This window comes from Bacillus jepli, from assembly GCF_047238305.1.
Taxonomy (GTDB): domain Bacteria; phylum Bacillota; class Bacilli; order Bacillales; family Bacillaceae_L; genus Ferdinandcohnia.
On the sequence record NZ_JBDFMO010000001.1, the window covers coordinates 3,703,951 to 3,727,840 of the forward strand.

Below are 23,890 nucleotides of genomic sequence, written 5' to 3' on the forward strand. Positions count from 1 at the left end.
ACGCTCATAATTCCATCCTATTTCAATATTTTATTGATTGTTTCTAATTACATAATACGTTTTTCTTATATAGAATTGACGGTTGGCAAGCCATTTTTCAGTTTACAGTTATATTAATGGAATATTTCAAGATGGGCTTTAGACCGCAAAAAAATGCCATGAACCTCAAGATTCATGGCATTTTTCCTAACTTAGTTTTCGTAATTTTCTTTTACAACAGTTGCACATCGTGAGCAAAGAGTTGGGTGATCTTTGTCTTCGCCAACAGTTGGTGTTACAACCCAACAACGATCACATGTTTCGCCTTCTGCTACACCTACAACGATCTTTACTTGTTCAAAAGCTTGTGCATTTTCTGGTGCCTCTTCAAATGAGCCACCAATTTCAAAACCTGATACAATGAACAATTGCTTCAAGTTTTCTTCAACAGAATCTAAAAGGGCTTTTGTTTCTTTATTTGGATATAGTGTAATGCTAGCAGCTAACGATTTTCCAATTACTTTCTCATTTCTTGCTGCTTCTAGTGCTTTAAGAACATCATCACGTAGCTCCATGAATGAATCCCATTTTGCTTCTACTTGATCAGCATTTGGAATTTCAACCGAATTAGGCATATCAACCAATTGAACACTCTCTTCATTAACAGAATCGATATGAGACCATACCTCGTCTGCTGTATGTGGAAGAATTGGAGTAACAAGCTTAGTTAAACTTAATAATGCCTCATATAACACTGTTTGAATCGAACGGCGATCATGTTGATTAACTGGTTCGATATATAAAATATCCTTCGCAAAATCTAGATAGAAAGAGCTTAACTCGATTGTACAGAAATTATGAACGGAGTGATAAACACCCGCAAATTCGTAATTCTCATAGGATGTTTTGACCTTATCAATTAATTTATTTAACTTAACAAGGATATAACGATCTACTTCACGTAATTCGTTTACAGAAACTGCATCCGTTTCTGGATTAAAATCATTTAAGTTTCCAAGTAAGAATCGGAATGTATTTCTAATTTTACGGTACACCTCAGCAACCTGTTTTAAGATTGCATCAGATACACGAACGTCTGCTTGATAATCAACTGAAGCTACCCAAAGACGTAAAATGTCTGCTCCAAGTTGTTTCATAACCTTCTCAGGAACAACAACATTACCAAGTGACTTACTCATCTTACGACCTTCACCATCTAGTGCAAAACCATGACTTAGTACGCCTTTATATGGCGCTTTTCCGGTTACCGCTACTGCAGTAGATAATGACGAGTTAAACCAGCCACGATATTGGTCTGAACCTTCTAAATATAGGTCTGCTGGACGTTGTAAGTCGTCTCTTTCTAATAAAACAGCTTGGTGGGAAGAACCAGAATCAAACCATACATCCATAATATCTACTTCTTTTGTAAAATGGCCATTTGGGCTAGATTCGTGCGTGAATCCTTCAGGCAATAAATCTCTCGCTTCACGTTCAAACCAAACGTTTGACCCATATTCTCTAAATAACTCAGATACATGGTTAATGGTTTCGTCTGTGATGATTGGTTCACCATTTTCACCATAAAAGACCGGAATTGGAACACCCCATGCACGTTGACGTGAAATACACCAATCTCCTCTATCACGAACCATATTATATAGTCGAGTTTCTCCCCATGCTGGAACCCATTTCGTTTCTTTCACAGCTTCCATTAGCTCATTTCTAAAATCCTTAATTGACGCAAACCATTGAGCTGTTGCTCTAAAGATGGTAGGTTTCTTAGTACGCCAATCATGTGGATAGGAGTGAGTGATGAAGGAAAGTTTTAAAAGTGCTCCTACTTCATTTAATTTTTCTGTAATAGGTTTATTAGCCTCATCATAGAATAAGCCTTCAAACCCTTCTGCTTCCGCTGTCATATATCCTTTTTCATCAACCGGACAAAGAACGCCGATTCCGTATTTTTGACCAACGATAAAGTCGTCTTCCCCATGTCCTGGAGCTGTATGAACACATCCAGTACCTGCATCCGTTGTAACGTGTTCACCAAGCATCACTAATGAGTCACGTCCATAGATTGGATGGGCTGCAACAACATTTTCTAATTCACGACCTTTGAACGTTTTCACTACTGAAACATCTTCCCAGCCGATTTCTTTTGTTACCGCCTCTAAAAGTGCGGATGCCACGACATATTTTTGATTGTCAACACTGACTACACTATATTCAAGATCTGGGTGTACGCTAATTCCAAGGTTAGCTGGAATTGTCCAAGGTGTTGTTGTCCAAATGATAATTTTTTCGTCGCCCTCTAATACACCTTTGCCATCCTTAACAGGGAACGCAACATAGATAGACGGTGAACGTTTATCTTGATATTCAATTTCAGCTTCTGCAAGTGCTGACTCACTTGACGGAGACCAATAAACAGGTTTAAGTCCTTTGTAGATATAGCCTTTTTTAGCCATTTCTCCAAATACTTTGATTTGCTGTGCTTCATATGCTGGTTTTAATGTGATATATGGGTTCTCCCAGTCACCACGAACACCAAGACGTTTAAATTGTTCTCTTTGGTTATTGATTTGCTCATATGCATATTCCTCACATAGTTTACGGAATTCTGCAACGCTCATCGTCTTACGATTAACCTTTTTATTCTTTGTAAGGGCTGTTTCAATTGGCAGTCCGTGCGTATCCCAACCTGGCACATATGGTGCACAATAGCCATTCATTGACTTAAAACGAACAATCATATCCTTGATAATTTTATTTAGAGCATGCCCCATATGAATATCTCCATTGGCATATGGTGGTCCATCATGCAGGATGAATAGTGGACGCCCTTTTGTACGTTCTTGAACTTTTTGATAAATATTCATTTCATTCCATTTTTCTTGAATCTGTGGTTCTCGGTTTGGGAGATTCCCACGCATAGGAAAATCCGTTTTTGGCATTAATAACGTGTCTTTGTATTCCATTACCATTTCCTCCTAATAATAGTTCCAACTTAATTGCAGCTTCTTACAGTATGCGGCTACCGTTAATCATATAATACAAAAAAGACCTTCTCATCCCAGAAAGGGACGAGAAGGTCTCTCGCGGTACCACCCTTATAGACGAAGATTTCTCTTTCGTCCACTCGACATTCGTAACGTGAATAATTCGCGGTATGCTTACTTAGAAATGATTAAAAGACAACCTTTAACCATTTATATGTGTTCAGCACCGAACTCCGGGGTGATCTTCATTCTTAACACTTATATCAGGCTTCCACCATCCCTGACTCGCTTTTAGAGGTTGTTTAAAAAGTACGGTTCATTCTCCTTATTAAACACCTTTTTATAAGTCTTTAAGAACTACTGTCCCCTTCATAGCTGCTTGTAATTATTTAAGTTTAATTAGTTGTTTTAAAATTATATGCGTATTAAACAAAAGAGTCAAGTCTAGAAGTTAGTTTTCATCTGATTCTGCAAATACTGGCTCGATATTGTATTCCATAAGATGATCCCAATCATCATTATTAAGCATATCCAATTGTGCTTCAATTAACATTTTAAATCGGTTTCTAAAGACTTTTGATTGTTTCTTCAATTCTTCGATTTCAATTGTTATTTTTCTAGATTTAGCTAAAGATTCATTAATAATACGATCTGCATTTTTCTCGGCTTCTTTAATAATGAGCTTTGCTTCTTTTGAAGCGTTACGTTTCACTTCTTCTGCTGTTTCTTGAGCAATTAAAATGGATTTATTTAATGTTTCTTCAATATTAGTAAAATGTCCTAGTTTTTCATTGAGCTCTGAAAGTTTTGATTCAAGTTCTTTTTTCTCGCGTATAACCATTTCATAATCTTTAATGACCTGATCGAGAAACTCATTTACTTCGTCCTCATCGTAGCCGCGAAACCCTTTATTAAATTCCTTATTATGAATATCTAATGGCGTTAAAGGCACGAATGCCACCTCCAAATATTAGTAAATTATTAAAATTAGAAATCATTACCTATATGTATGATACTTTACAATTCGACAAAAAAGAAGAAAATCCTGCACTCTTTTCAATTATTTTTGTCTTCCAACATTAATTCGCCATTTTTCCTTTTTCGTTTTTCCTTCAATTGAATGAAGTTTGCTTCTTCCATATCCTCGAACTGAGAGGACATCCGATTCCTTACATTCAAATGAAGTTTGTTCGATTTTTTTCCAATTCACTTTTACAAGACCATTTTCAATTAAGACTTGAACCTTTTGTCTGGACAAATTCAAAATGGAAGACAGAACCACATCTAATCGTAAGGAAGAAACAGTGACGGTTTGCTCTGTCCATTCTTCATTTACCTCTAGCAAATCAGTCGATATTATTTCTGAAAGTGAAATAGATGCTTTTCCAACTGCCGTTAAATTCATACGTACGTAGTCTGCAATTTCGCTTGCTACTACAATTTGAATCCGCTCATCTTGTGTTAAAATATCGCCAAATTTGGCACGTTTTAGACCAAGAGACATTAATGAACCGAGTACTTTCCGATGATCGACTGTAACAAATTTTACTGGATACTTCACTTCAAAAAAGGCAAGATTATACTCTTCTTCATTGGGTTCAAAATAAGTCGGATACAATAGTGCTCGTTTTCGTTCAAGTCCTTCTTTACCACCAAAAAAATCAACAAGGATTTCTCCATTTGTTCCAATCACTTGTTTTACAATTTCTTGTTCACGTGGATCAAGAAAATCCGTTATTTTTGGACTATATTGGTTCTCTACAGCCTGCTTCCATTCCAAAACTTGATCAATAAATGCATGCTCTTCTTTTCGAAAATGTTGATATAAATTCATATGTATATTACCTCAAGTTGAAATAAGAAAGGGACCTAGCAAAAGAGGTCCAATTTTCTTAGAACATGAATTGTAGTGCGTCAATTCCTCTACCCGCAAAATTAAGAACTAAGATTGCGACGATTGGAGAAATATCAATCATCCCTAATGGCGGAATAAATCTGCGGAAAGGTTCTAGATAGGGTTCACAAATTCTTGCTAAAAATTGTCCAATTCCTGATTCACGTGCATTTGGAAACCACGACATTAATATATAAATGATTAGTGCATACGAATAAAGTACGATCACATTACCGATAATCCCGAAAATAATACTCATTTTCGACTACCACCCCTTTTCAGCGTATTCTTCGTTGGAAACAATCTCAGAGATATTTCCAGAGACATCAATATTGTCAGGAGTACATAAGAAAATATTTGATCCTATGCGTTGAATATCTCCACCGATTGCATATACAGTTCCACTTAAAAAGTCAACAATTCGTTTTGCTTGATCATGTTGAACTCGTTGTAGGTTAACAACGACTGCTCGTCTGTTTTTTAAATGATCTGCAATTTCTTGAGCCTCTGCATACACTCGAGGTTCGAATAAAATAACCTTCGATGATTTTTGAACACTTTGCAAGCTTACCACATTTTGCTTTGCAGCAGATCTTGTAGGCCTTGTAGGTTCAACTTCCTCTTCTTCAAAATATTCTTCCTCATCATAATCATATTCATCTTCTAATGCAAAAAAACTTTTAAATTTTGACTTTATGCTCATTTATAACACCTCTCTTTTTAGAATTCTTTTCCGACTAGCGAAGTACCTATCCGAATGAACGTTGCTCCTTCTTCTATTGCGATATCGTAATCATTAGACATTCCCATAGATAACTCTGTGCATGGTGCATATGAATATCCAAGGGCTTGTACATCATCTCTTAGCTTTCGAAGTCTTTGGAAGCATTTACGAATAATGTTTTTGTCTTCAGTTAATGGCGCCATCGTCATTAATCCGACAACCTCAATCAAAGGAAATTTTTCTAAATCCTTAATGAAAGGATCAAGTTGTTCGGGTAACATTCCATGTTTGGACTCTTCTCCTGAGACATTTACTTGTACAAAACATTTTATTTTTCCACTTGCCCGCTTATGTATTTCCTCAGCTAAACTAATGCGGTCAAGCGAGTGAATGTAGTCCACCTTATCAATAATGTTTTTTACCTTTCTTGTTTGAAGTGAACCGATAAAATGCCAAGTCGGCTCATCTCCAAGTTCCTCTCGTTTCTTTATTAGACCGTCGTCACGATTTTCTCCAATATGCTGAACTCCTGCATTTATCGCTTCTTTCGCAGTTTCAACACTTACATATTTGGTAACAGCAATGATCGAAACATCAGCAACAGAACGGTTTACCCGCGTGCATGCTTGTTCTATCTTTTCTTGTATGTTTAAAAGATTTTCTTTCACACTCATTTAAAAATTAGTCCTCCTTTAACCCAATAAAACTCATCATTCTACCCGTTTTCCCGTTATCCCTTCGATGCGAAAAGAAAAGCTGCTTCTCACAAGATGTACAATACGAGGAAACTTGTATATTTTCAGGAGGAATTCCTGCTCTTATCATTAGTTGATAATTGAGCTCTTTTAGCTCCAATCGATACTGATTATCACCTATTTGCTCATATGGCTTTGAATCTACATTGTCCAAATCTTTGACGAAATTCATAACATAATCATCAACGATATAGCAGCATTTACCAATAGAAGGTCCGATGATAGCTTGGATTTCATTTGGATTGACATCTTCTATTTCCCAAGCCCGAACCATCTCACCTGCAATATCCTGAACAGTTCCCTTCCAGCCCGCATGCGCAATTCCAATCAGTTGTTTTGACGGTGCAAAAAAATAGAGTGGAACACAGTCCGCAAAACCAAGGGTTAACAGAATATTTTTCTCATCGGTATATAATCCATCAGTATCTTTGATGCCTTCCTCATATGTAAAAACCCCTGCACCGAGATCCTTTTTAGTGACCTTAGCAATTTTATTTTTATGTGTTTGTTCAGAGCATACCCAGGATTCTAGTGGAAAATGAAGAATGTCTGCAAGTTTTTTTCGATTTGAGATAACAGAGTCGGATTCATCATGTACATGCAGCCCTAGATTTAGGGATTCAAATTGTTCTTCACTTACTCCCCCATTTTTGGTTGAAAACCCTACAACTAGGTTTTCGGAGTACTGGCTCCAAGCTCGGGCCATTAAAACCTGTTTTGTATCCTCAATAAATGGTTCAAGCTTCATAACAACATCCTTTATACATATTTCAACCATATCTGCGATAAGGCTGACAATAGATTATTTTTTTCGAAAAATGAACCCTTCTCCTGCCTATTTTATCACATCTTAGCAAAAGAAAGGAGAATATGTTAGGAAAAATGTCAAAATTTAGCCGTGTTTATTCAATATTATTTTGTGTTCTAACTAAAATAACATCCTTACCGACTTTTATAATATTTCTCCATGGAATCACTACCTCTTCATCACGACCAAATAAACCTAATACTTTTCCATAGCCGCCAATAATAATGGAATCGATTTTACCAGTTGTTAAGTTAATATCGATATCACCAATATTGCCAAGTCTTTTTCCGTCAACAACACTTACAACATCCTTTGCCTGAAAATCAGAAATTTTCACCATGTCCTCCGCCTCCTTATACTAACTATATGACTGTCTCATTACGTTTTATGTGACAAAAAATAGAGAGAGTGGAATACATAAGAGCAATAACGAAAAAAAGACATTCGAATCATACGAATGTCTAGTTATTTTATCTTCTCTTTGGACAATTACTTGTCCACAAAATGGGTTTACCCCCCATTATTAATTTTGGATATTCTTATTCATTTGTTTAATGGCTGCTTTTTCAAGACGTGAAACTTGGGCTTGAGAGATACCGATTTCTTCAGCAACCTCCATTTGTGTTTTCCCTTGAAAAAATCGTTTCCGAAGAATGAGTTTCTCGCGATCATTTAATCGTCTCATTCCTTCTTTTAATGCAATCTCTTCAATCCAATTTGAATCTCGATTTCGCTCATCACTTAATTGGTCCACCACATAAATAGGATCCCCGCCATCATTATATATTGGCTCAAATAATGATACAGGGTCTTGAATTGCATCAAGTGCAAAGACGATTTCCTCGTGTGGCACTTCTAGGACTTTTGCGATTTCCTCTGCTGTGGGTTCCCTCGAGGTTTCACTCATTAAACGCTCTCTTACCTGCAAGGCCTTATAAGCAATATCCCTTAGTGAGCGCGACACCCTGATAGGATTGTTGTCTCGTAAATAGCGCCGAATTTCACCGATGATCATCGGAACTGCATAGGTGGAGAATTTTACGTTTTGACTGAGGTCAAAATTATCGATTGATTTCATTAGGCCGATACAGCCAACTTGAAATAAATCGTCCACAAATTCTCCTCTGTTGTTGAAACGTTGAATTACACTGAGAACAAGTCGTAAATTTCCATTTACAAGCTTATCACGGGCTGACAAATCATTTCCACTTTGCATTTGTCTAAACAATTCCCGCATCTCTTCATTTTTTAATACTGGAAGCTTTGAAGTATCAACACCACAAATCTCTACTTTATTTCGAGTCAATTCTTTCCCTCCTAACAGGAGTTGCTGTACAAAGTTAAGTATCTCCGTTAGAGGGAAAAATATGCATTTTGAATTCACAGCTATTTCCAAAACAAATGCAAAAAAACAGATAAATCAATAACTACAAAGTATAAAAAATTTTTTACACCATTTTATTAAATTCTTTTCGAAGACGTTTTATGATTCGCTTTTCCAATCTTGAAATATAGGACTGTGAAATTCCAAGCATATCAGCAACGTCTTTTTGTGTCTTTTCCTCACCACCAATTAGTCCGAATCGAAGCTCCATAATCTGTTTCTCACGATCATTAAGCTGATGGAGAGCTTTTACTAATAATTTACGATCAACATTTGCTTCTAAATCCTTTGTAATGATGTCATCCTCTGTACCTAGAACATCAGATAGTAATAATTCATTGCCATCCCAATCGATATTTAATGGTTCATCAAATGACACCTCAGACCTAATTTTATTATTACGACGTAGATACATCAAAATTTCATTTTCAATACATCTTGAAGCATACGTAGCGAGTTTAATTTTCTTTTCAGGATTAAATGTATTCACTGCTTTAATTAAACCAATTGTTCCAATACTAATTAAATCCTCTATATTAATCCCGGTATTTTCGAATTTTCGAGCAATGTATACCACAAGTCTTAAATTTCTTTCAATCAAGATTGACCTTGCTGCCTTATCGCCGCTAGGAAGCTTATTTAATAGGACTTCTTCCTCATCCTTAGATAAGGGCGGTGGCAATGCCTCACTCCCACCAATATAATAGATCTCATCCGTTTTTAAGCCTAATTTTATTAAAAGTTTATACCACCAATATGTAAGTTTTAATTTTAATTTAGCCACAGGTAAGTTCTCCCTTCTAATTTGTAAAAAGTGTGAGTATGATATTTATAGGAATGTAATCGTTCCTTTTCCCCATCATGAAGCTGACTTAATGGAGGATGAAATAAGCATTTTCGGATGGACGATACAATCATATTCTCCATCAGTAGACAATGTTGTATGGTTGAATGCAACAAGGCCTTTTTTCACGATGTTTTCTTCATTTCCTTGGAAAATCGTTATTCGGTCTGGTTTAATTGCAAGTAAAAATTGGTGCTCTTGTCCAACGCCCCGATATGGAATAAGCCTTACTCGGCTTTCCCATTTATGGGATTCAGTTGTAGTATCATTGGTTAATAACTCAATATTTTTAGACTGTTCGATTAATGATTTAGGAAATAGCTCCTCATATTTCGTCGTATCTAAAATCATAACCGGGCTTTTTGTAATCGGATCAAATAATTGATTTCCACTGTCAACCAAACCTTTTAATCTTAGGGTAACATCATCTATTTCAAGCTTCACGTCGACAATCTGGTCATAGAAAACTTGTTTCGTTTCGATGTCAGCTATTCTATTTTTAGAAAAATACCATAAAAGAGGAAACCCAATTAATACAAATCCCCAACTAATTGGATTACCAAAACCTCTAGATTGCGTAAGGATTGTACCATCAAATGCTTGAACATCAAATTCTAAGAAATAATGGACCCCTATCATTCCACCTCCAATCATGAAAGTAGCAAAATAAAAGGTTAATAGCCCCTGTATAAAATATTTGAATCGTTTATACCCAAAAGCTACTCCTACGATTGCGATTGAAAAAAGGAGTTTTGTAAGAGGATGTGACCCGATAACCGCAAAAGGAGAAACCACGATCAGGACTACTAAAGATCCGATAAAAGCACCTACTAAGATGCGCCATTTAACAATTTTACGCTTAAGTATTAGCGCTGTTAAAAGTAATAACAAGGTGTCAAAGAAAAAGTTTAATAACCAGATTACATCTAAATAAATGGACAACCTATTTCTCCTTTCACCAATAGTCACTGCTCTTTTTCAACGCAATTAACGTAAACTAGTTAGCTTAAAAAATAGTATATAGTACATCTTATATGGAGTCTGTCACTTCATGCCGATAATAAAAGAGAAATTTTGAAAGATTAGATCTTATTTTGTCAGTTCCCCTGTATATGAGGAAAGTGTGGAATAAAACGAGGGAATATTAAAAAGCGTAAGCGCCTTGAAATTGGAACATCGACTAACTACTGCCACGTCCTGTGGCAAACGTCGAAGTCAGCACTTCCTCGAAAATGCAATGCATTTTCTTCGTGCGATGATTATGCTGTCGAAGTTTTCCTTGTCCTGTGCAAGTCCGACTAGCATAAGAAAAGATGGCGAGAAGGATGTATTTTATCCTTCTTGACAGATTTGCTTATGACCTCGAGGGGCTAGGCGCTGGAGCTAGACTTGACCGCAAAAAAAGGCATTCGACAATCTTGTTGTCAAATGCCTTTTGATTTTGAATAAGTGTATTGATTAACCTCTTCTTTTACGATTACGTAAGAATGTTGGTACATCGATTTCATCTTCAACATGAACTGCGCCACGTGTATTTACTTCTTGTACTGGCTCCTCACGCTTTACTTCTCTTCTTGGTGCAGCCTGAACCTGTGGTTGTGGTTTAACATTAAAAGAAGGACGAGATGGACGAGTTGGGTCTAGCTCAGTCTCTTTAAAGCCTGTAGCAATCACAGTAACAACAATTTCTTCTTTCAAGTTTTCATTAATAACAGATCCAAAAATCATATTAACTTCTTGGTCTGAAGCTGATGCAACAATATCGGCAGCCTCTTGAACTTCATAAAGACTTAAATTTGTTCCGCCCGTGATGTTCATAAGGACACCTTGTGCACCATCAATAGATGTTTCAAGCAATGGACTTGAAATTGCCTTTTTAGCTGCTTCTGCAGCACGGTTTTCACCTGTTGCAACACCGATACCCATAAGTGCAGAACCTTTATTAGACATAATTGTTTTAACGTCAGCAAAGTCAAGGTTGATTAATCCAGGAACAGCGATTAAATCAGAAATACCTTGTACACCTTGACGTAATACATTATCAGCCTCACGGAAAGCCTCAAGCATAGGTGTGTTTTTATCCACAATTTCAAGAAGACGATCGTTTGGAATGACGATTAAAGTGTCTACTGATTCTTTCATTGCAGCGATACCACCAGCTGCTTGTGTTTGACGCTTTCTGCCTTCGAATGTGAACGGTCTTGTTACCACACCTACTGTAAGAGCACCTAAATCTTTTGAAATTTGTGCAATCACAGGAGCAGCACCTGTACCTGTTCCACCGCCCATACCAGCTGTTACGAATACCATATCTGCCCCTTTAAGAGCTTCTTCGATTTGTTCTCTGCTTTCTTCCGCAGCTTTTTTACCTACTTCTGGATTTGCTCCAGCACCTAAACCACGGGTTAATTTCCCACCGATTTGCATTTTAATTTCTGCTTTTGAAAGATTTAAAGCTTGAGCGTCGGTATTAACTGCGATAAATTCGACACCTTGAACACCATGTTCAATCATTCGGTTAACCGCGTTATTCCCACCGCCACCTACACCTATTACCTTTATTGTAGCTAATTGATCAACATTTGTATCAAACTCTAACATTATAAGATCCTCCTAATTTGCAAATATACTACTCTTGTAACTGTGTGTTATTCAAAGAAGAGACCAAAAAACCTCTTAACCTTATTCCCAATATTTTGTTCTTCTTTTGAGTTTTTATGGTGACTTTTCGCTTGAGGCTGTCTTGACGGTCTTTTCTCAGCATTTTCTACTTGGACCGTCGTGCTAATTTTTCTTCCTTGAACTCTTGCTTGTTCATAAGCGAACTGCAATAGGCCTACACCTGTTGCATATTGAGGTTCTCTAACTCCAATATAGTCAGGTTTTGCAATTCTAACATTGCTACGTAATACAAGTTGAGATAACTCCAATACTCCAGGCATATTAACTACTCCACCTGTAAGAACAAAGCCACCAGGAAGATCTCCTACACCCATTTTCTTAATTTCCTTTTGAACTAATAGTAGAATTTCTTCTAATCTTGCTTCGATGATTTCAGAAATTTGTAATTGGGTAAATTGTTCTTGTTGATCACTGCCAATAATTGAAACATTGAATACTTCTTCGTCAGAAGCATCATCATAGAAGGCATGTCCATGTTTAATTTTAATTTTCTCTGCATCTTCAGTAGAAGATCGCAATCCAATTGCCAAATCTTTTGTAATATGGTCTCCACCAACAGGTACAACACTTGTTGCTTTCAAATAACCATTATTAAAAAGAGCAACGGTCGTAGAACCTCCACCAATATCAACGAGAGCAACACCTAGATTTTTCTCATCATCAGATAAAGAGATTGAACCCGATGCAAGAGGTTGTAAAGAAATTGCTGTGATATCAAGTCCTGCTTTTTCTACACAACGAAGCAGGTTATGTAAGATTGTACGTGAAGTAGTAATAATCGTACCTTCCACTTCAAGTCGAACACCTAACATACCACGCGGATCACTAATTTCATCATATCCATCCACAATAAATTGATTAGGAATCATATCGATAATTTCTCTTTCTGGAGGTAGAGAAATAAATTGTGCGGCATCGATTACACGTAGAACATCTTCATTGCTAATTTCACGATTTTGACGAGATTCAGTAGAAACTGCCACCACGCCGTGGGCATCCTGTAACTGTACGTTAATCGCAGGAACAGATACGACTACTTGATTAATAGAAATGCCTACCATTCTTTCTGCTTGCTCAACTGCCTTCTTAATAGAATGAACGGTTTCATCTATGTCTACAATTGAACCTTTTTTCAAACCTTCTGATTTAACATTACCCACACCTATTATGTTAAGGGAATCATCAACCATTTCCCCGATAATCACCTTAACACTGGATGTACCGATGTCAAGACTAACACATATTTCATTGCTGTTCATTCTGTGGCACCTCCCTTTTTTACATAAACACATAAATATCATTTCGAACAACAACTGCTATTTTCATATGAATTTTCACATATGAAAAATATTCAACAATCATAGGGATTTTCCCTTTATAAAAAATCAATTTTTTTCTATTTTATCACGAGAAAGGCTCCATTTGGATAAAATTATTCGTCTGATAACCGCAATATTTTGGAATAACCTTACTCCGAATGCAAAAACGGCTACCAAGTACAAGTCTACACCAAGATGTACACCTAGAAAAGCTAAACTTGCTGCCAATAAAATATTAAAAAAGAAACCAGAAACAAAGACGGACTGATCATAAATATTTTGCAGGTGTGCACGAATGCCACCAAACAATGTATCAAGTGCTGCCAATACCGCAATTGATAAATAATTTGAATACTCTGCCGGAATTTTAAATTCCGATAGCAGTCCGAGAATGATTCCGACTATAAGACCGAAGATTGGGAGCCACATATCTATGTTCCACCTTTATCACTTTTTATCTGGTTCCATATTAGGTTGCATTTCCGTAATCCTAATTGGGTCGTCATACGCAGGTATTGTTACGACTTTACTTGGCTTTGAAATTTTCAAGCGTAAATTATCAATGAAAAATTGCCGTTCCGCTTCCGATGCTTTTAACTTATTGTAAAGTCGTTCTGCATCATCAGCGATAACTTTTATTTCAATTGGCAATGGACTGATTGAATATGAATCAATTTTCGGTCTTCCTTGAATTTCCCGAATCACTGTGGTGGCAATCACCCTGTGACCATCAATTGAAATCGCCTTTGCTTGATAAGAATTTAATTCATTTATTAACCATCTCAACAAACTAGGGGTGATGGTTGTTGCTTGTTTGCCAACCTCATTGAACGATTGTTCAACTGTTATCGTGATTCCAGGACCTGAAACTTGTGTAAGCCCAGCCTCTTTCTTTAACTCATCAAGGGTATCCTTAAGGATCATTATTTTGCTATCATCACGTTGACTTTCGTATTGCTCTACCTTTGCCTCGTATGTATAAATTTTTGTTAAAAGATCCGTATATAATTCTTGGGATTGTTTTAAATCCTCTCGCAACTCCCATAAATCACGGGTATCACGCACTTCAGGTTCTTTAATGGTTTGGAATTGGACAGCAACCATAAACCCTATTATACACGTAATGACCGTGAAGCTAATGCCTGTTTTTTTGTCCAATAAAACCACCTATTTCGCGTTAATTAATGGATCCATTTCAATTTGTGCCTTGTTTTCAATTTTCACAACAATATTATCCTGTATCAATTGATCAGTGATTCCTCCATTCATATTTAAGGCAGGCACCAGTACATCTGGGTCACCGATTGCTGAAATTACAAATGGAGCAGGAAAAGGAGCACCATCTACAACAACAACAGGACCATTACAATAAATATAAGAATTAGACTGAAGTCTTTTACCATTAATAGAAACAGCTTGGGCACCAGATACATAAAGTTCATTAATAACCTTGAATAAATGGCTCTCATGAACTAAATAATTGTTCACATCCTGCCCCGAAGGTACGTAAGAGGCATCTTCAAGTGTAACGACAACTCCCGGACCCTTGACACTAATCTCGCCAACAACCATACGGTATTTTTCGACTTCCTCGACGAGATTGAAATAAATTTGTTCCTGTTCTTCTTTTGCGAGCTCTTCTTCAATTGCTTGAATTTGATTTTGCTTTTCTTTTAACTTTAATTGAAGTTCGTTATTCTTTTCATTCTGTTCATTCAACTCTGTTCGAATTTTAGCTTCTTCATTCCATTGTTGTTCAGTCACCTGATTTGATTCCAATTGTTCCTTAGTAAATTGGTACGAGAATGAAATCATAAAGCCCAGGACTAAGCAAACAAATGAAAGAATGACGTGCTTACCCTTCACCTTCATCTGTTACCATCTCCTCATCTTCATTGGTGTTCTCGTATTCGTATGGAATAAATGTTGGTACAACATCTAGTTCAATATATCCATTAAGAGACGGATCCAATTCACTAATGATTGTTGGATAAGCCGTTATATTTTTCGCGAAATTTCTTACCGTTGCTTTCACCTCATACCCATCAACCATATACAGTGTCATCTGTAGAGGATCATATTCTGTGGGTGTATGATGAATTTCAGAGATAAGTTTTGAAATTGACGGTTGAACTTTATTAAGTTCCTTTGCGAGCATTGTTAATGCTTCATCCTTCCAGTCAACTAAGATTGGTGCATCAACTGGTATCGCCTTTGAACCGTACTCCTGTGGTTTTTCGATAATTTCACCATTTTCAAGGATCGGATAAAAAGTAGTAGACCCACTTATATATCCTACCCTTTTCAATTCGCTAACATTTAACTTAATATGATTTGGTAGTCTTTTTTCAATCGATACTTCCTTAATTTCAGGGTGTTTTTTTATATTTTGGATTACTATATCTTGATTGACCTTCCAAAAGCTTGTCCCAACTTTTAATTGACTAAGCTTTAAAAGTTGATCGGAAATGATATTTTGGTTGCCAGTAATGGTAATTTCGCCAATTTTACTAAAAGGAGATTGGAAATAAAGTATTCCTGAAAGCAAAAAAAAGAAAAACGTAATATACATAATCAGTCGTCGATTCGCCTTTTGTTTTCTCCTCTGCTTAAGCTTTGGAATTCGGTCTTCTATTGTAACAACCTTTTGCTTCGCCAAATACATTCACCCCGCTCTATGAGAGCCTATAAAAATAAAATCGTATGTATGTTAAATTAGTCATTATTCCAATTATAAAAAAATGGGTAGAACGAAAGAATAAACGGCATGTATACATGCCGTTTATTCAACCAGTACAGTAACACATACATGTTATTGTATTATATCATATTTTCCTAAGAAATGGGTGTAGAAACTGTCTAGATTCGACCAATTATTTCAACTTCCGTTTCCATTCGTACACCATGTAAAGTATAGATTTTCTCTTTTACAAATTGAATCAGGTCAAGCACATCCTGAGCTTTTGCATTGCCAGCATTGACAATAAAATTCCCATGCATTTCAGAAATTTTCGCTCCACCGATAGAATGACCTTTCAAGCCCGATTTTTCAACTAACTGTCCTGCGTAATTTGGAAGTGGATTACGGAAAATACTTCCGGCGCATGGAAGATCCCATGGTTGTGTATCTCTTCGATACTCTTTATTTTTCTTCATAACTGCCGAGATATCTGCTTTATCCCCTTCTGTTAATTGAAATGTTCCTTCAACCACAATCCCTGGTCGCTTTTTTTGTAGAATAGAGGTGCGGTATGAATATTCCATTTCCTCATTTGATAACCATTCAAAGGTACCATCCTCAAATAATATATGAGCCTTTGTTAAAACTTTAGATACATCAGAACCATGTGCCCCGGCGTTCATATAAACAGCTCCACCGATGGAACCAGGAATCCCGCTCGAAAATTCAAGTCCTGATAATCCTTTTCTTGCAATTTGAACAGCAAGACTTACAATTGAATACCCTGCCCCAACAGTAAGTGTGGTACCATCAAGTTCCATATGGTTAAGGCCATTGCCAATTTTAATGACAGCACCCTCAATTCCTTTATCAGATACGAGGAGATTCGATCCTCTACCGATTGCACGCCACTTGATGCCATGCTTTTTAATAATTTCAAGCGTCTTTTTTAATGATTCAATACTATCTGGTTCAATGAATACGTCAGCCGGACCACCAATTTTTATTGTTGTATGCTTTGATAAAGGTTCATTCACTAAAACCTTGCCAACATTTGCCTCTTGAAGTTCCTTTACAATATTGTCCATATTAACCTCCTTTATCAGCATTTCCACTTGGAACAAAATATAATGTAGTATATGCTCCACGTATGCTTCATGGTACATTTGCCTATATTTGACTTAGTTTCTTAAAGTGTACAAAAACATCTTTTCTACATTAAATCCTTCATAACATCGTACAACCGTCTTGCGGCATCTGGGATACCTATTTGAGAAGATGCTTTTTTCATTTCTTCAAGTTTGATTTGATTTAAAAGGATTGAGTCAATGTCCTCAAGAAGCTGAGGGCCAGTTAAGTCCTTTTCAAGTCGTAAAATTGCAGCCCCTTTATCACTTAAGGACCTCGCATTTTTCTCTTGGTGATTATTTGTCACATATGGGCTAGGTACCAAAATACTTGGCATGCCCAGAGCAGTTAATTCAGCCAATGTTGTCGCACCTGCTCGGGCAACAACAAGGTCTACACCCGCTAATACTTCTGGCATATTATGAATAAACGGCTTAATGATGACATTATCAGGATTTCCAACTGCTTTTACCTTTTTAAGTACATTTTCATAATGAACCTCACCTGTTACATAAAGGAATTGATAATCCTTCTCTTTTACTTCAGATAAAGCATGTAAAAAAGCGTCATTTAACGGTCTAGCCCCTCTACTTCCTCCCACTAATAAAACGGACTTTTGGGAACTGTTAAGCCCAACAGATTCTCTGCCTGCTCGACCATCCTTACCAATGACTTCAGAAGCCCTTGGATTTCCTGTTAGAACAACTTTTTCCTTAGGAAAGAAGCCTTCAGCTTCTTCAAAACAGATTGCCACTTTATCAACATAGCGGCTTAAAAATTTATTGGTAAGTCCTGGAATACTATTTTGTTCATGAATAATGGTTGGGATATGTAATTTTGATGCTGCATATACAACGGGTCCACAAACGTACCCGCCTGTACCAATCACCACATCAGGTTTGAAATCCTTGATTATTTTTTTGCTGTGATTTACTCCTTTTAAAAAACGTGTGATTGTTTTAATGTTATCAAAGGAGAGCTTTCGTTTAAACCCTGTGATATGAATCGTTTTAAAAGGAATCCCTTCACGAACCACAATTCCACTTTCTAGCCCTTTTTCGGTACCGATATAAAGAAACTCAGCTGAAGGGTTAACCTTTTTTATTTCTTTGATTAAGGCAAGTGCAGGATAAATATGACCTCCTGTACCTCCACCACTTACTACAATCTTCAAGGTTTTTTTCCTCCCATTTGGAAGTTTATCGTTAAAAGTAGTTTAACCCTGTTCATGTAAACAGGGTTAAACCATTTTATAGTATAACATATATTCATGTGATTTTGGGTTAATACCTTGAATACCTGCTAATATTTAAAAGGACTCCGACCGCCATAAGCATTAAGGTTAAGGAAGAACCTCCATAACTTAAGAATGGAAGGGTAATTCCAGTTACTGGCATTAGACCTGTAACAACTCCGATATTAATAATAACTTGGATTGCAATCATTCCAATAATTCCAATCCCAAGAAAACTTCCATATAAATCAGGTGCACCCAAAGCAATTCGTACGCCTCTCCATAGTAGAATACTAAACAATATGATGACAAACGAACCACCAATAAAGCCCAATTCTTCAGCTAGGATAGCGAAAATAAAGTCAGTTTGTGGTTCTGGCAAATAGAAAAACTTCTGCCTGCTTTGCCCCAATCCTAAACCGAATAATCCACCAGGACCAATTGCATAAAGCGATTGAATGATTTGAAACCCCGTTCCCAACGGATCTTCCCACGGATCTAAAAAGGATGTAATTCGTTTAATACGATATGGAGCTGATAAAATTAAGGCAACAAACCCCGCCACACCAATTAGACCCAAACCAACAAAGTGGGAGATTCTTGCTCCAGCCACATAAATCATGATAATACAAGTACCTACCATAACCGTTCCTGTCCCCAAATCTGGCTGCAGCATGATCATTCCAAATGCTAAAAAAACAATAGACAGTGAGGGCATTAAACCTTTTTTGAAGGATGTGATTTTCTTTTGATTTTCAGATAGGAATTTGGCCAAAAACGCAATCATCGCTAATTTCATAAATTCGGAAGGTTGAATGGAAAATGCACCGACTCCAATCCAACTTTGGGAACCATTACGTTCCATACCGATTCCAGGAATTAATACAGCTACCAATAATACAAAACAAATGATGATTAAGACTTTCGCCCACGTCCTCCATGTCCAATAGTCTACATTCATAATGAAAAACATTGCAATGACTCCAACACTCGCAAACAGGAGCTGTCTTTTAGCAAAGAAAAATGAATCATCGAATTTATATGTAGCCCATACTGCACTGGCACTGTATACCATGATCAATCCAACTGCTAAAAGTGTAAGAGTAGTAATAATTAAGATAATATCCGGAGTCGTTCTTTGGGTCACAATCAAAACACCTCTACATTCTAGATTCAGAGCTCTAGATTGTCCAAGCCCTTACTTAAGCTTATGCACGGCGTTTATAAAAATGTCTCCTCTTTCTTCAAATGTTTTATGTTGATCCCAGCTAGCGCATGCAGGTGATAATAAAATGACATCACCTTCATTTGAAAGAGTATAAGCTTCTTTAACCGCTGCTTCAACATTATCGACCAGTTTTATCATTTCTATTCCGGCAAGTCTCCCCGCGCGTTCAAGCTTTTTCGCTGTTTGACCAAACAGAACCATTGCTTTCACACGGGTTAGTTCAGGAACGAGTTCATCAAATTCATTTCCTCGATCTAGCCCGCCAGCTAACAATATAATCGGTTGTTCAAAAGCGGATATTGCCTTTTTCGTTGCTAGGATATTAGTTGCCTTAGAATCATTATAAAATTTGCGATTCTGAATCGAAGTAACATATTGTAATCGATGCTTTACCCCCGTAAAGGTTGTTAGCACATGGGTAATGGCACTATTTGGTGTATTGACAAGCTTCGCAACCGCAACAGCAGCCAAAATATTTTCAAGATTATGGACGCCAGGTAAAACAATATCCTTAATTTCAATGATTTTTTCTTCATCAAAATAAATACTTTGCTCCTTCATATAGGCACCCGTTTGTAATACCTTCGTAGTGGAGAATGGTATTTTCTTACCTTTGCTACCCTCTGCTGCAAATAGAACATCTTTGTCATCAACATTGATCACACTGTAATCATCTTCCGTTTGATTTTCAAAGATTCTTGCCTTTGCTTTCACATATTCTTCCTTCGTTCCATGATAATCAAGATGCGCATCAAAAATATTTAGTATAACGGCAATTTTTGGTGCAAAATTTTCAATTCCCATTAATTGGAATGAGGATAGTTCAGTCACAATCATATTTTCCTTCTTTGAACCTTGTGCGACCTCACAGGCCACTGTTCCAATGTTTCCAGCGATTAAAGGAGATTTCTCACCATACTTTAACATTTCGAAAATCAATGTCGTTGTAGTTGTCTTTCCATTGGATCCTGTAATTCCAATAAACTCTGCAGGAGTAATATGATAGGCAAGTTCAACCTCCGTAATGACGGGAATTCCTTTTTCTTTCGCCTTTACAAGAAGGGGGTTGCTGTATGGGATTCCTGGATTTTTAACAATAAAGTCAAAATGATCATCCAAAATTTCGATTGGATGACCTCCACATACTACCTTTATTCCCAATTTTTCGAGTTCCTGTGCGGGCTCGTTTTCTTCAAATGGCTTCTGGTCATTCACTGTCAGGCGTGCGCCAATATTATAAAGAACCTTAGCTGCAGCGAAGCCGCTTTTGGCAAGACCAAGTATTAAAATATGTTTGTTAGAAAATTTATTTACATTTTTCAATTAAATCCACACCTCGATATAAATTCCAAGAATCGCACATAATAATCCTACCGTCCAAAATGTAACAACAACCCGCCATTCAGACCATCCCACCAATTCATAGTGGTGATGTAAAGGACTCATTCTAAAGACACGTCTACCCGTTGTTTTAAAAGAGATAACTTGAATAATAACAGACAATGTCTCAATTACAAAAACACCGCCAATTAAAATCAGTAAGATTTCAAGCTTTAGGGTAATGGCAACCGTTGCAATCGCCCCACCAAGTGCAAGTGAACCCGTATCACCCATGAATACCTTTGCTGGGTTTGCATTAAATACAAGGAACCCAAGTACTGCCCCGACCACAGCCACAGAGAAGATGGCAACATCATATTGGGCTTGATTCCAAGCTAATACGGCAAACGCACCAAACGCTATTGCAGCTGTCCCCGATACTAATCCATCTAAACCATCTGTTAAATTGACAGCATTGGAGAATCCAACTAACCAAATAATTAAAAGGAAGACATATAGAATTCCTAAATCAAATTCAAAATCTGTCCCTGGAATTGAAATGGCAGTCGAGAAATTATTCTGTTTAAAAATAAAATAAAAAATGATGGCAATGACGATTTGACCAAGCAATTTTTGTAAGGAGGTCAAACCGAGATTCCTCTTTAGTACTACTTTAATAAAATCATCTAAAAAACCTAATACCCCGTATCCCAATGTTACAAATAATAGTAAATACGTCGTAACCGACATTTCCCCAAGTCGAGTCGACACTAAAATCGTCGTTAGTGAAATCGACACTAAAATAATGATTCCACCCATCGTAGGTGTTCCCGACTTTTTTTGATGCGATTTAGGACCTTCCTCACGGATACTTTGTCCAAATTTTAATCTACGTAAGAAAGGGATAAAAATGGGGGAGAGAATGACGCTTATGATAAACCCTATGGCAATCGAATATATGACTACTTCTTCGATCATCTTTATCCCCTCCCTTTTTCGAGCGTTGCTAATTTTCTTACAATCATTTTTATTTGTTCTACTGTTTGATCGTTTTGCTTCATACTTTTAACTTCGTTTGTAAATAGTTTAAATTTTGTCATTGTATCATACCCATTTTCTTCGATTTTTTTAAGATAGAATTCCAAGATTTGATTGAGTGCTGGTAGTGGATCTTTTACTATGAATACAGGGAAATGATTGGGAAGAAACAGGGGTAATTTTTCATTCTTTGGCCAAACTGTTGCAACAGCACCATTATAAAGTGCTAGTTTTAAAAATTCATCCCTTTTTTCTTGTTCAATTGAAATATAAAGTCCTCTTTTCGTTACAATCTTTGGGTCAGTTATCACTTCCTCAAAATCAAAATTCTGATGATTAAACCCGTACGCTTCTTCAAAAAGAGTCCACATATCTTGATTCGATAACAATTAATTCAACTCCTTAATTGCACGAGCAGCAACAAGGCGGTCATCAAATGAATGAGTTTTATTCCCAATGATTTGATAGGTTTCATGTCCTTTTCCAGCAATGATTATTATATCATTCTCACCCGCATTTGAAATAGCATAAAAAATGGCTTTTTCACGATCCGGGATGGTGATATAAAATTTTCCTTCTACCCCCGCTTCCATCTCCTTTAGAATTTCGAGAGGGTCTTCCGAGCGAGGATTATCAGATGTAAAAATGGGGACATCCGCGAAATCTGTTGCAATTTTGGCCATGATTGGACGCTTTGAACGGTCTCTGTCTCCACCACATCCAATAATTACGTTGATTTTCCCTTTCGCGAACTGTTTAACCGTTTTTAATACATTTTCTAAGCTATCAGGCGTGTGTGCATAATCTACAATTACAGTAAAATTTTGCCCTCCGTTTACGATTTCAAACCTTCCAGGTACACCCTTTACCTTTTTGATTGCACGAATGATTGTTGAAATCGGGATTCGAGACACGATACAAGTAGCAACTGCCGCCAATACGTTATAAACACTAAATTGTCCAATTAAATTCATCTTCACTTCATATGAACCAATCGGCGTTTTTAAATCAAATTCTGTCCCAGAGGCAGTCATACGAATGTTAGCAGCCATAATATCTGCCGTCTGTCGGATTCCATATGTAACGATTGTTGCTGAAGTGGATCTTGTGTATTCCTCTGAAGCAGTGTCATCACTATTCAAAACCGCGTATTTCGGATTATCTTTATCAAAGCGATTACCTAAACTAGCAAACAATAAACCTTTCACTCTTCGATACTCATCAATTGTTCGATGGTAATCCAAATGATCCTGTGTCAAATTCGAAAACACCGCAATGTTAAAATCACATCCGTGTACCCTGCCAATATCGAGGGCATGGGAAGAGACCTCCATTACAGCCCTAGTTACGTTATCAGACACCATTTGATGAAAAAGCTTTTGGAGTGTTACTGATTCCGGAGTCGTATTCTTCATTTCAATTGTTTTCTCTCCGATTTTCGTATACATCGTTCCAATGAGACCAGTTTTTTCGCCTGCCTCTTTAAAAATTTTTTCAACAATATGGCTAATTGATGTTTTCCCATTTGTCCCGGTAACCCCTATTAGCTGGAGTTTATGTGTCGGCTGCTGATAAAAAGCATCTGCCATTACAGCCATTGCTCTTCTTGTATCCTTCACTTTGATAACAGGAATGGATACCCCCACATCTTTTTCAGCGATGATTGCAACTGCACCTTTTGATTCAGCATCTGATGCAAATGCATGACCATCGAATGTACTACCTTTTACACAAAAGAATAAACTTCCCTTTTCTACCTCCCTCGAGTCCATTTCAAGAGATGTGATAAAAGGATTGGCATTACCTTTTTCCGTAAAATCATGCAGGTTCGCTAATAAGTCCTGTAATTTCATCATGAATTTTACCATTCC

24 protein-coding genes are annotated in these 23,890 nt (G+C 37.0%); all 24 read right to left on the reverse strand.

Translation table 11 applies throughout. The features are described from left to right. Nucleotides 1-191 precede the first annotated feature (191 nt). The 24 genes from ileS to ABC371_RS19055 all read right to left on the reverse strand — a co-directional run bounded on the left by ileS (nt 192) and on the right by ABC371_RS19055 (nt 23,872). On the reverse strand, nt 192-2,960 hold the full coding sequence (gene ileS, locus ABC371_RS18940) for an isoleucine--tRNA ligase (protein WP_412898214.1): 2,769 nt from the start codon (nt 2,958-2,960) through the stop codon (nt 192-194). Nucleotides 2,961-3,432: 472 nt separating this feature from the next. Beyond that, the gene (locus ABC371_RS18945) at nt 3,433-3,933 is read right to left on the reverse strand and encodes a DivIVA domain-containing protein (RefSeq protein WP_412898215.1); all 501 of its coding nucleotides are present in this window, start codon (nt 3,931-3,933) and stop codon (nt 3,433-3,435) included. A gap of 108 nt (nt 3,934-4,041) precedes the next feature. Further along, nucleotides 4,042-4,815: a YlmH family RNA-binding protein gene (locus tag ABC371_RS18950; RefSeq protein WP_412898216.1), complete on the reverse strand. Its 774-nt coding sequence runs from the start codon at nt 4,813-4,815 to the stop codon at nt 4,042-4,044. A 58-nt stretch (nt 4,816-4,873) separates the two neighbouring features. Further along, a complete protein-coding gene (locus ABC371_RS18955; protein WP_116350653.1) occupies nt 4,874-5,134 on the reverse strand; it encodes a YggT family protein in 261 nt (86 codons plus the stop codon). Between the two features lie 6 nt (nt 5,135-5,140). After that, nucleotides 5,141-5,578: a cell division protein SepF gene (locus ABC371_RS18960; protein WP_136378274.1), complete on the reverse strand. Its 438-nt coding sequence runs from the start codon at nt 5,576-5,578 to the stop codon at nt 5,141-5,143. A 17-nt stretch (nt 5,579-5,595) separates the two neighbouring features. Further along, entirely contained in the window at nt 5,596-6,273 is a 678-nt protein-coding gene (locus ABC371_RS18965) for a YggS family pyridoxal phosphate-dependent enzyme (protein WP_412898217.1), read from the reverse strand. 7 nt (nt 6,274-6,280) lie between these two features. Further along, the gene (gene pgeF, locus ABC371_RS18970) at nt 6,281-7,102 is read right to left on the reverse strand and encodes a peptidoglycan editing factor PgeF (RefSeq protein ID WP_412898218.1); all 822 of its coding nucleotides are present in this window, start codon (nt 7,100-7,102) and stop codon (nt 6,281-6,283) included. Nucleotides 7,103-7,256: 154 nt separating this feature from the next. Beyond that, nucleotides 7,257-7,502, reverse strand: coding sequence for a YlmC/YmxH family sporulation protein (locus tag ABC371_RS18975; RefSeq protein WP_136378271.1), 246 nt, complete (start codon nt 7,500-7,502; stop codon nt 7,257-7,259). A gap of 183 nt (nt 7,503-7,685) precedes the next feature. Further along, on the reverse strand, nt 7,686-8,468 hold the full coding sequence (sigG, locus tag ABC371_RS18980; RefSeq protein ID WP_116350658.1) for an RNA polymerase sporulation sigma factor SigG: 783 nt from the start codon (nt 8,466-8,468) through the stop codon (nt 7,686-7,688). A gap of 142 nt (nt 8,469-8,610) precedes the next feature. Continuing rightward, entirely contained in the window at nt 8,611-9,330 is a 720-nt protein-coding gene (sigE, locus tag ABC371_RS18985; protein WP_136378270.1) for an RNA polymerase sporulation sigma factor SigE, read from the reverse strand. Nucleotides 9,331-9,405: 75 nt separating this feature from the next. Further along, nucleotides 9,406-10,332: a sigma-E processing peptidase SpoIIGA gene (gene spoIIGA, locus ABC371_RS18990; protein ID WP_412898219.1), complete on the reverse strand. Its 927-nt coding sequence runs from the start codon at nt 10,330-10,332 to the stop codon at nt 9,406-9,408. Between the two features lie 516 nt (nt 10,333-10,848). Then, nucleotides 10,849-11,991: a cell division protein FtsZ gene (gene ftsZ, locus ABC371_RS18995; RefSeq protein WP_412898220.1), complete on the reverse strand. Its 1,143-nt coding sequence runs from the start codon at nt 11,989-11,991 to the stop codon at nt 10,849-10,851. A 47-nt stretch (nt 11,992-12,038) separates the two neighbouring features. Beyond that, on the reverse strand, nt 12,039-13,331 hold the full coding sequence (gene ftsA / locus ABC371_RS19000) for a cell division protein FtsA (RefSeq protein WP_412898221.1): 1,293 nt from the start codon (nt 13,329-13,331) through the stop codon (nt 12,039-12,041). Nucleotides 13,332-13,457: 126 nt separating this feature from the next. Next, nucleotides 13,458-13,820 carry a small basic family protein gene (locus ABC371_RS19005; protein ID WP_010282644.1) on the reverse strand — a complete coding sequence of 121 codons (363 nt, stop codon included), beginning with the start codon at nt 13,818-13,820 and terminating at the stop codon, nt 13,458-13,460. A gap of 18 nt (nt 13,821-13,838) precedes the next feature. Then, nucleotides 13,839-14,549 carry a DUF881 domain-containing protein gene (locus ABC371_RS19010; protein ID WP_412898222.1) on the reverse strand — a complete coding sequence of 237 codons (711 nt, stop codon included), beginning with the start codon at nt 14,547-14,549 and terminating at the stop codon, nt 13,839-13,841. Between the two features lie 9 nt (nt 14,550-14,558). Further along, the gene (locus ABC371_RS19015) at nt 14,559-15,263 is read right to left on the reverse strand and encodes a DUF881 domain-containing protein (RefSeq protein ID WP_412898223.1); all 705 of its coding nucleotides are present in this window, start codon (nt 15,261-15,263) and stop codon (nt 14,559-14,561) included. Next, on the reverse strand, nt 15,247-16,050 hold the full coding sequence (locus ABC371_RS19020) for a cell division protein FtsQ/DivIB (RefSeq protein ID WP_412898224.1): 804 nt from the start codon (nt 16,048-16,050) through the stop codon (nt 15,247-15,249). Before ABC371_RS19020 ends, ABC371_RS19015 begins: the two co-directional genes overlap by 17 nt. Nucleotides 16,051-16,250: 200 nt before the next feature. After that, the gene (murB, locus tag ABC371_RS19025; protein WP_412898225.1) at nt 16,251-17,159 is read right to left on the reverse strand and encodes a UDP-N-acetylmuramate dehydrogenase; all 909 of its coding nucleotides are present in this window, start codon (nt 17,157-17,159) and stop codon (nt 16,251-16,253) included. 125 nt (nt 17,160-17,284) lie between these two features. Beyond that, on the reverse strand, nt 17,285-18,373 hold the full coding sequence (gene murG / locus ABC371_RS19030; protein WP_412898226.1) for an undecaprenyldiphospho-muramoylpentapeptide beta-N-acetylglucosaminyltransferase: 1,089 nt from the start codon (nt 18,371-18,373) through the stop codon (nt 17,285-17,287). A gap of 109 nt (nt 18,374-18,482) precedes the next feature. After that, complete coding sequence (gene spoVE / locus ABC371_RS19035) at nt 18,483-19,583, reverse strand: stage V sporulation protein E (protein WP_412899393.1); 1,101 nt, start codon at nt 19,581-19,583, stop codon at nt 18,483-18,485. Between the two features lie 48 nt (nt 19,584-19,631). Further along, complete coding sequence (gene murD / locus ABC371_RS19040; RefSeq protein WP_412898227.1) at nt 19,632-20,984, reverse strand: UDP-N-acetylmuramoyl-L-alanine--D-glutamate ligase; 1,353 nt, start codon at nt 20,982-20,984, stop codon at nt 19,632-19,634. After that, nucleotides 20,985-21,959, reverse strand: a complete 975-nt coding sequence (gene mraY / locus ABC371_RS19045) for a phospho-N-acetylmuramoyl-pentapeptide-transferase (RefSeq protein WP_412898228.1) — start codon at nt 21,957-21,959, stop codon at nt 20,985-20,987. 2 nt (nt 21,960-21,961) lie between these two features. Then, the gene (locus ABC371_RS19050) at nt 21,962-22,408 is read right to left on the reverse strand and encodes a hypothetical protein (protein WP_412898229.1); all 447 of its coding nucleotides are present in this window, start codon (nt 22,406-22,408) and stop codon (nt 21,962-21,964) included. After that, entirely contained in the window at nt 22,409-23,872 is a 1,464-nt protein-coding gene (locus tag ABC371_RS19055) for a UDP-N-acetylmuramoyl-L-alanyl-D-glutamate--2,6-diaminopimelate ligase (RefSeq protein ID WP_412899394.1), read from the reverse strand. Nucleotides 23,873-23,890 lie beyond the last annotated feature (18 nt).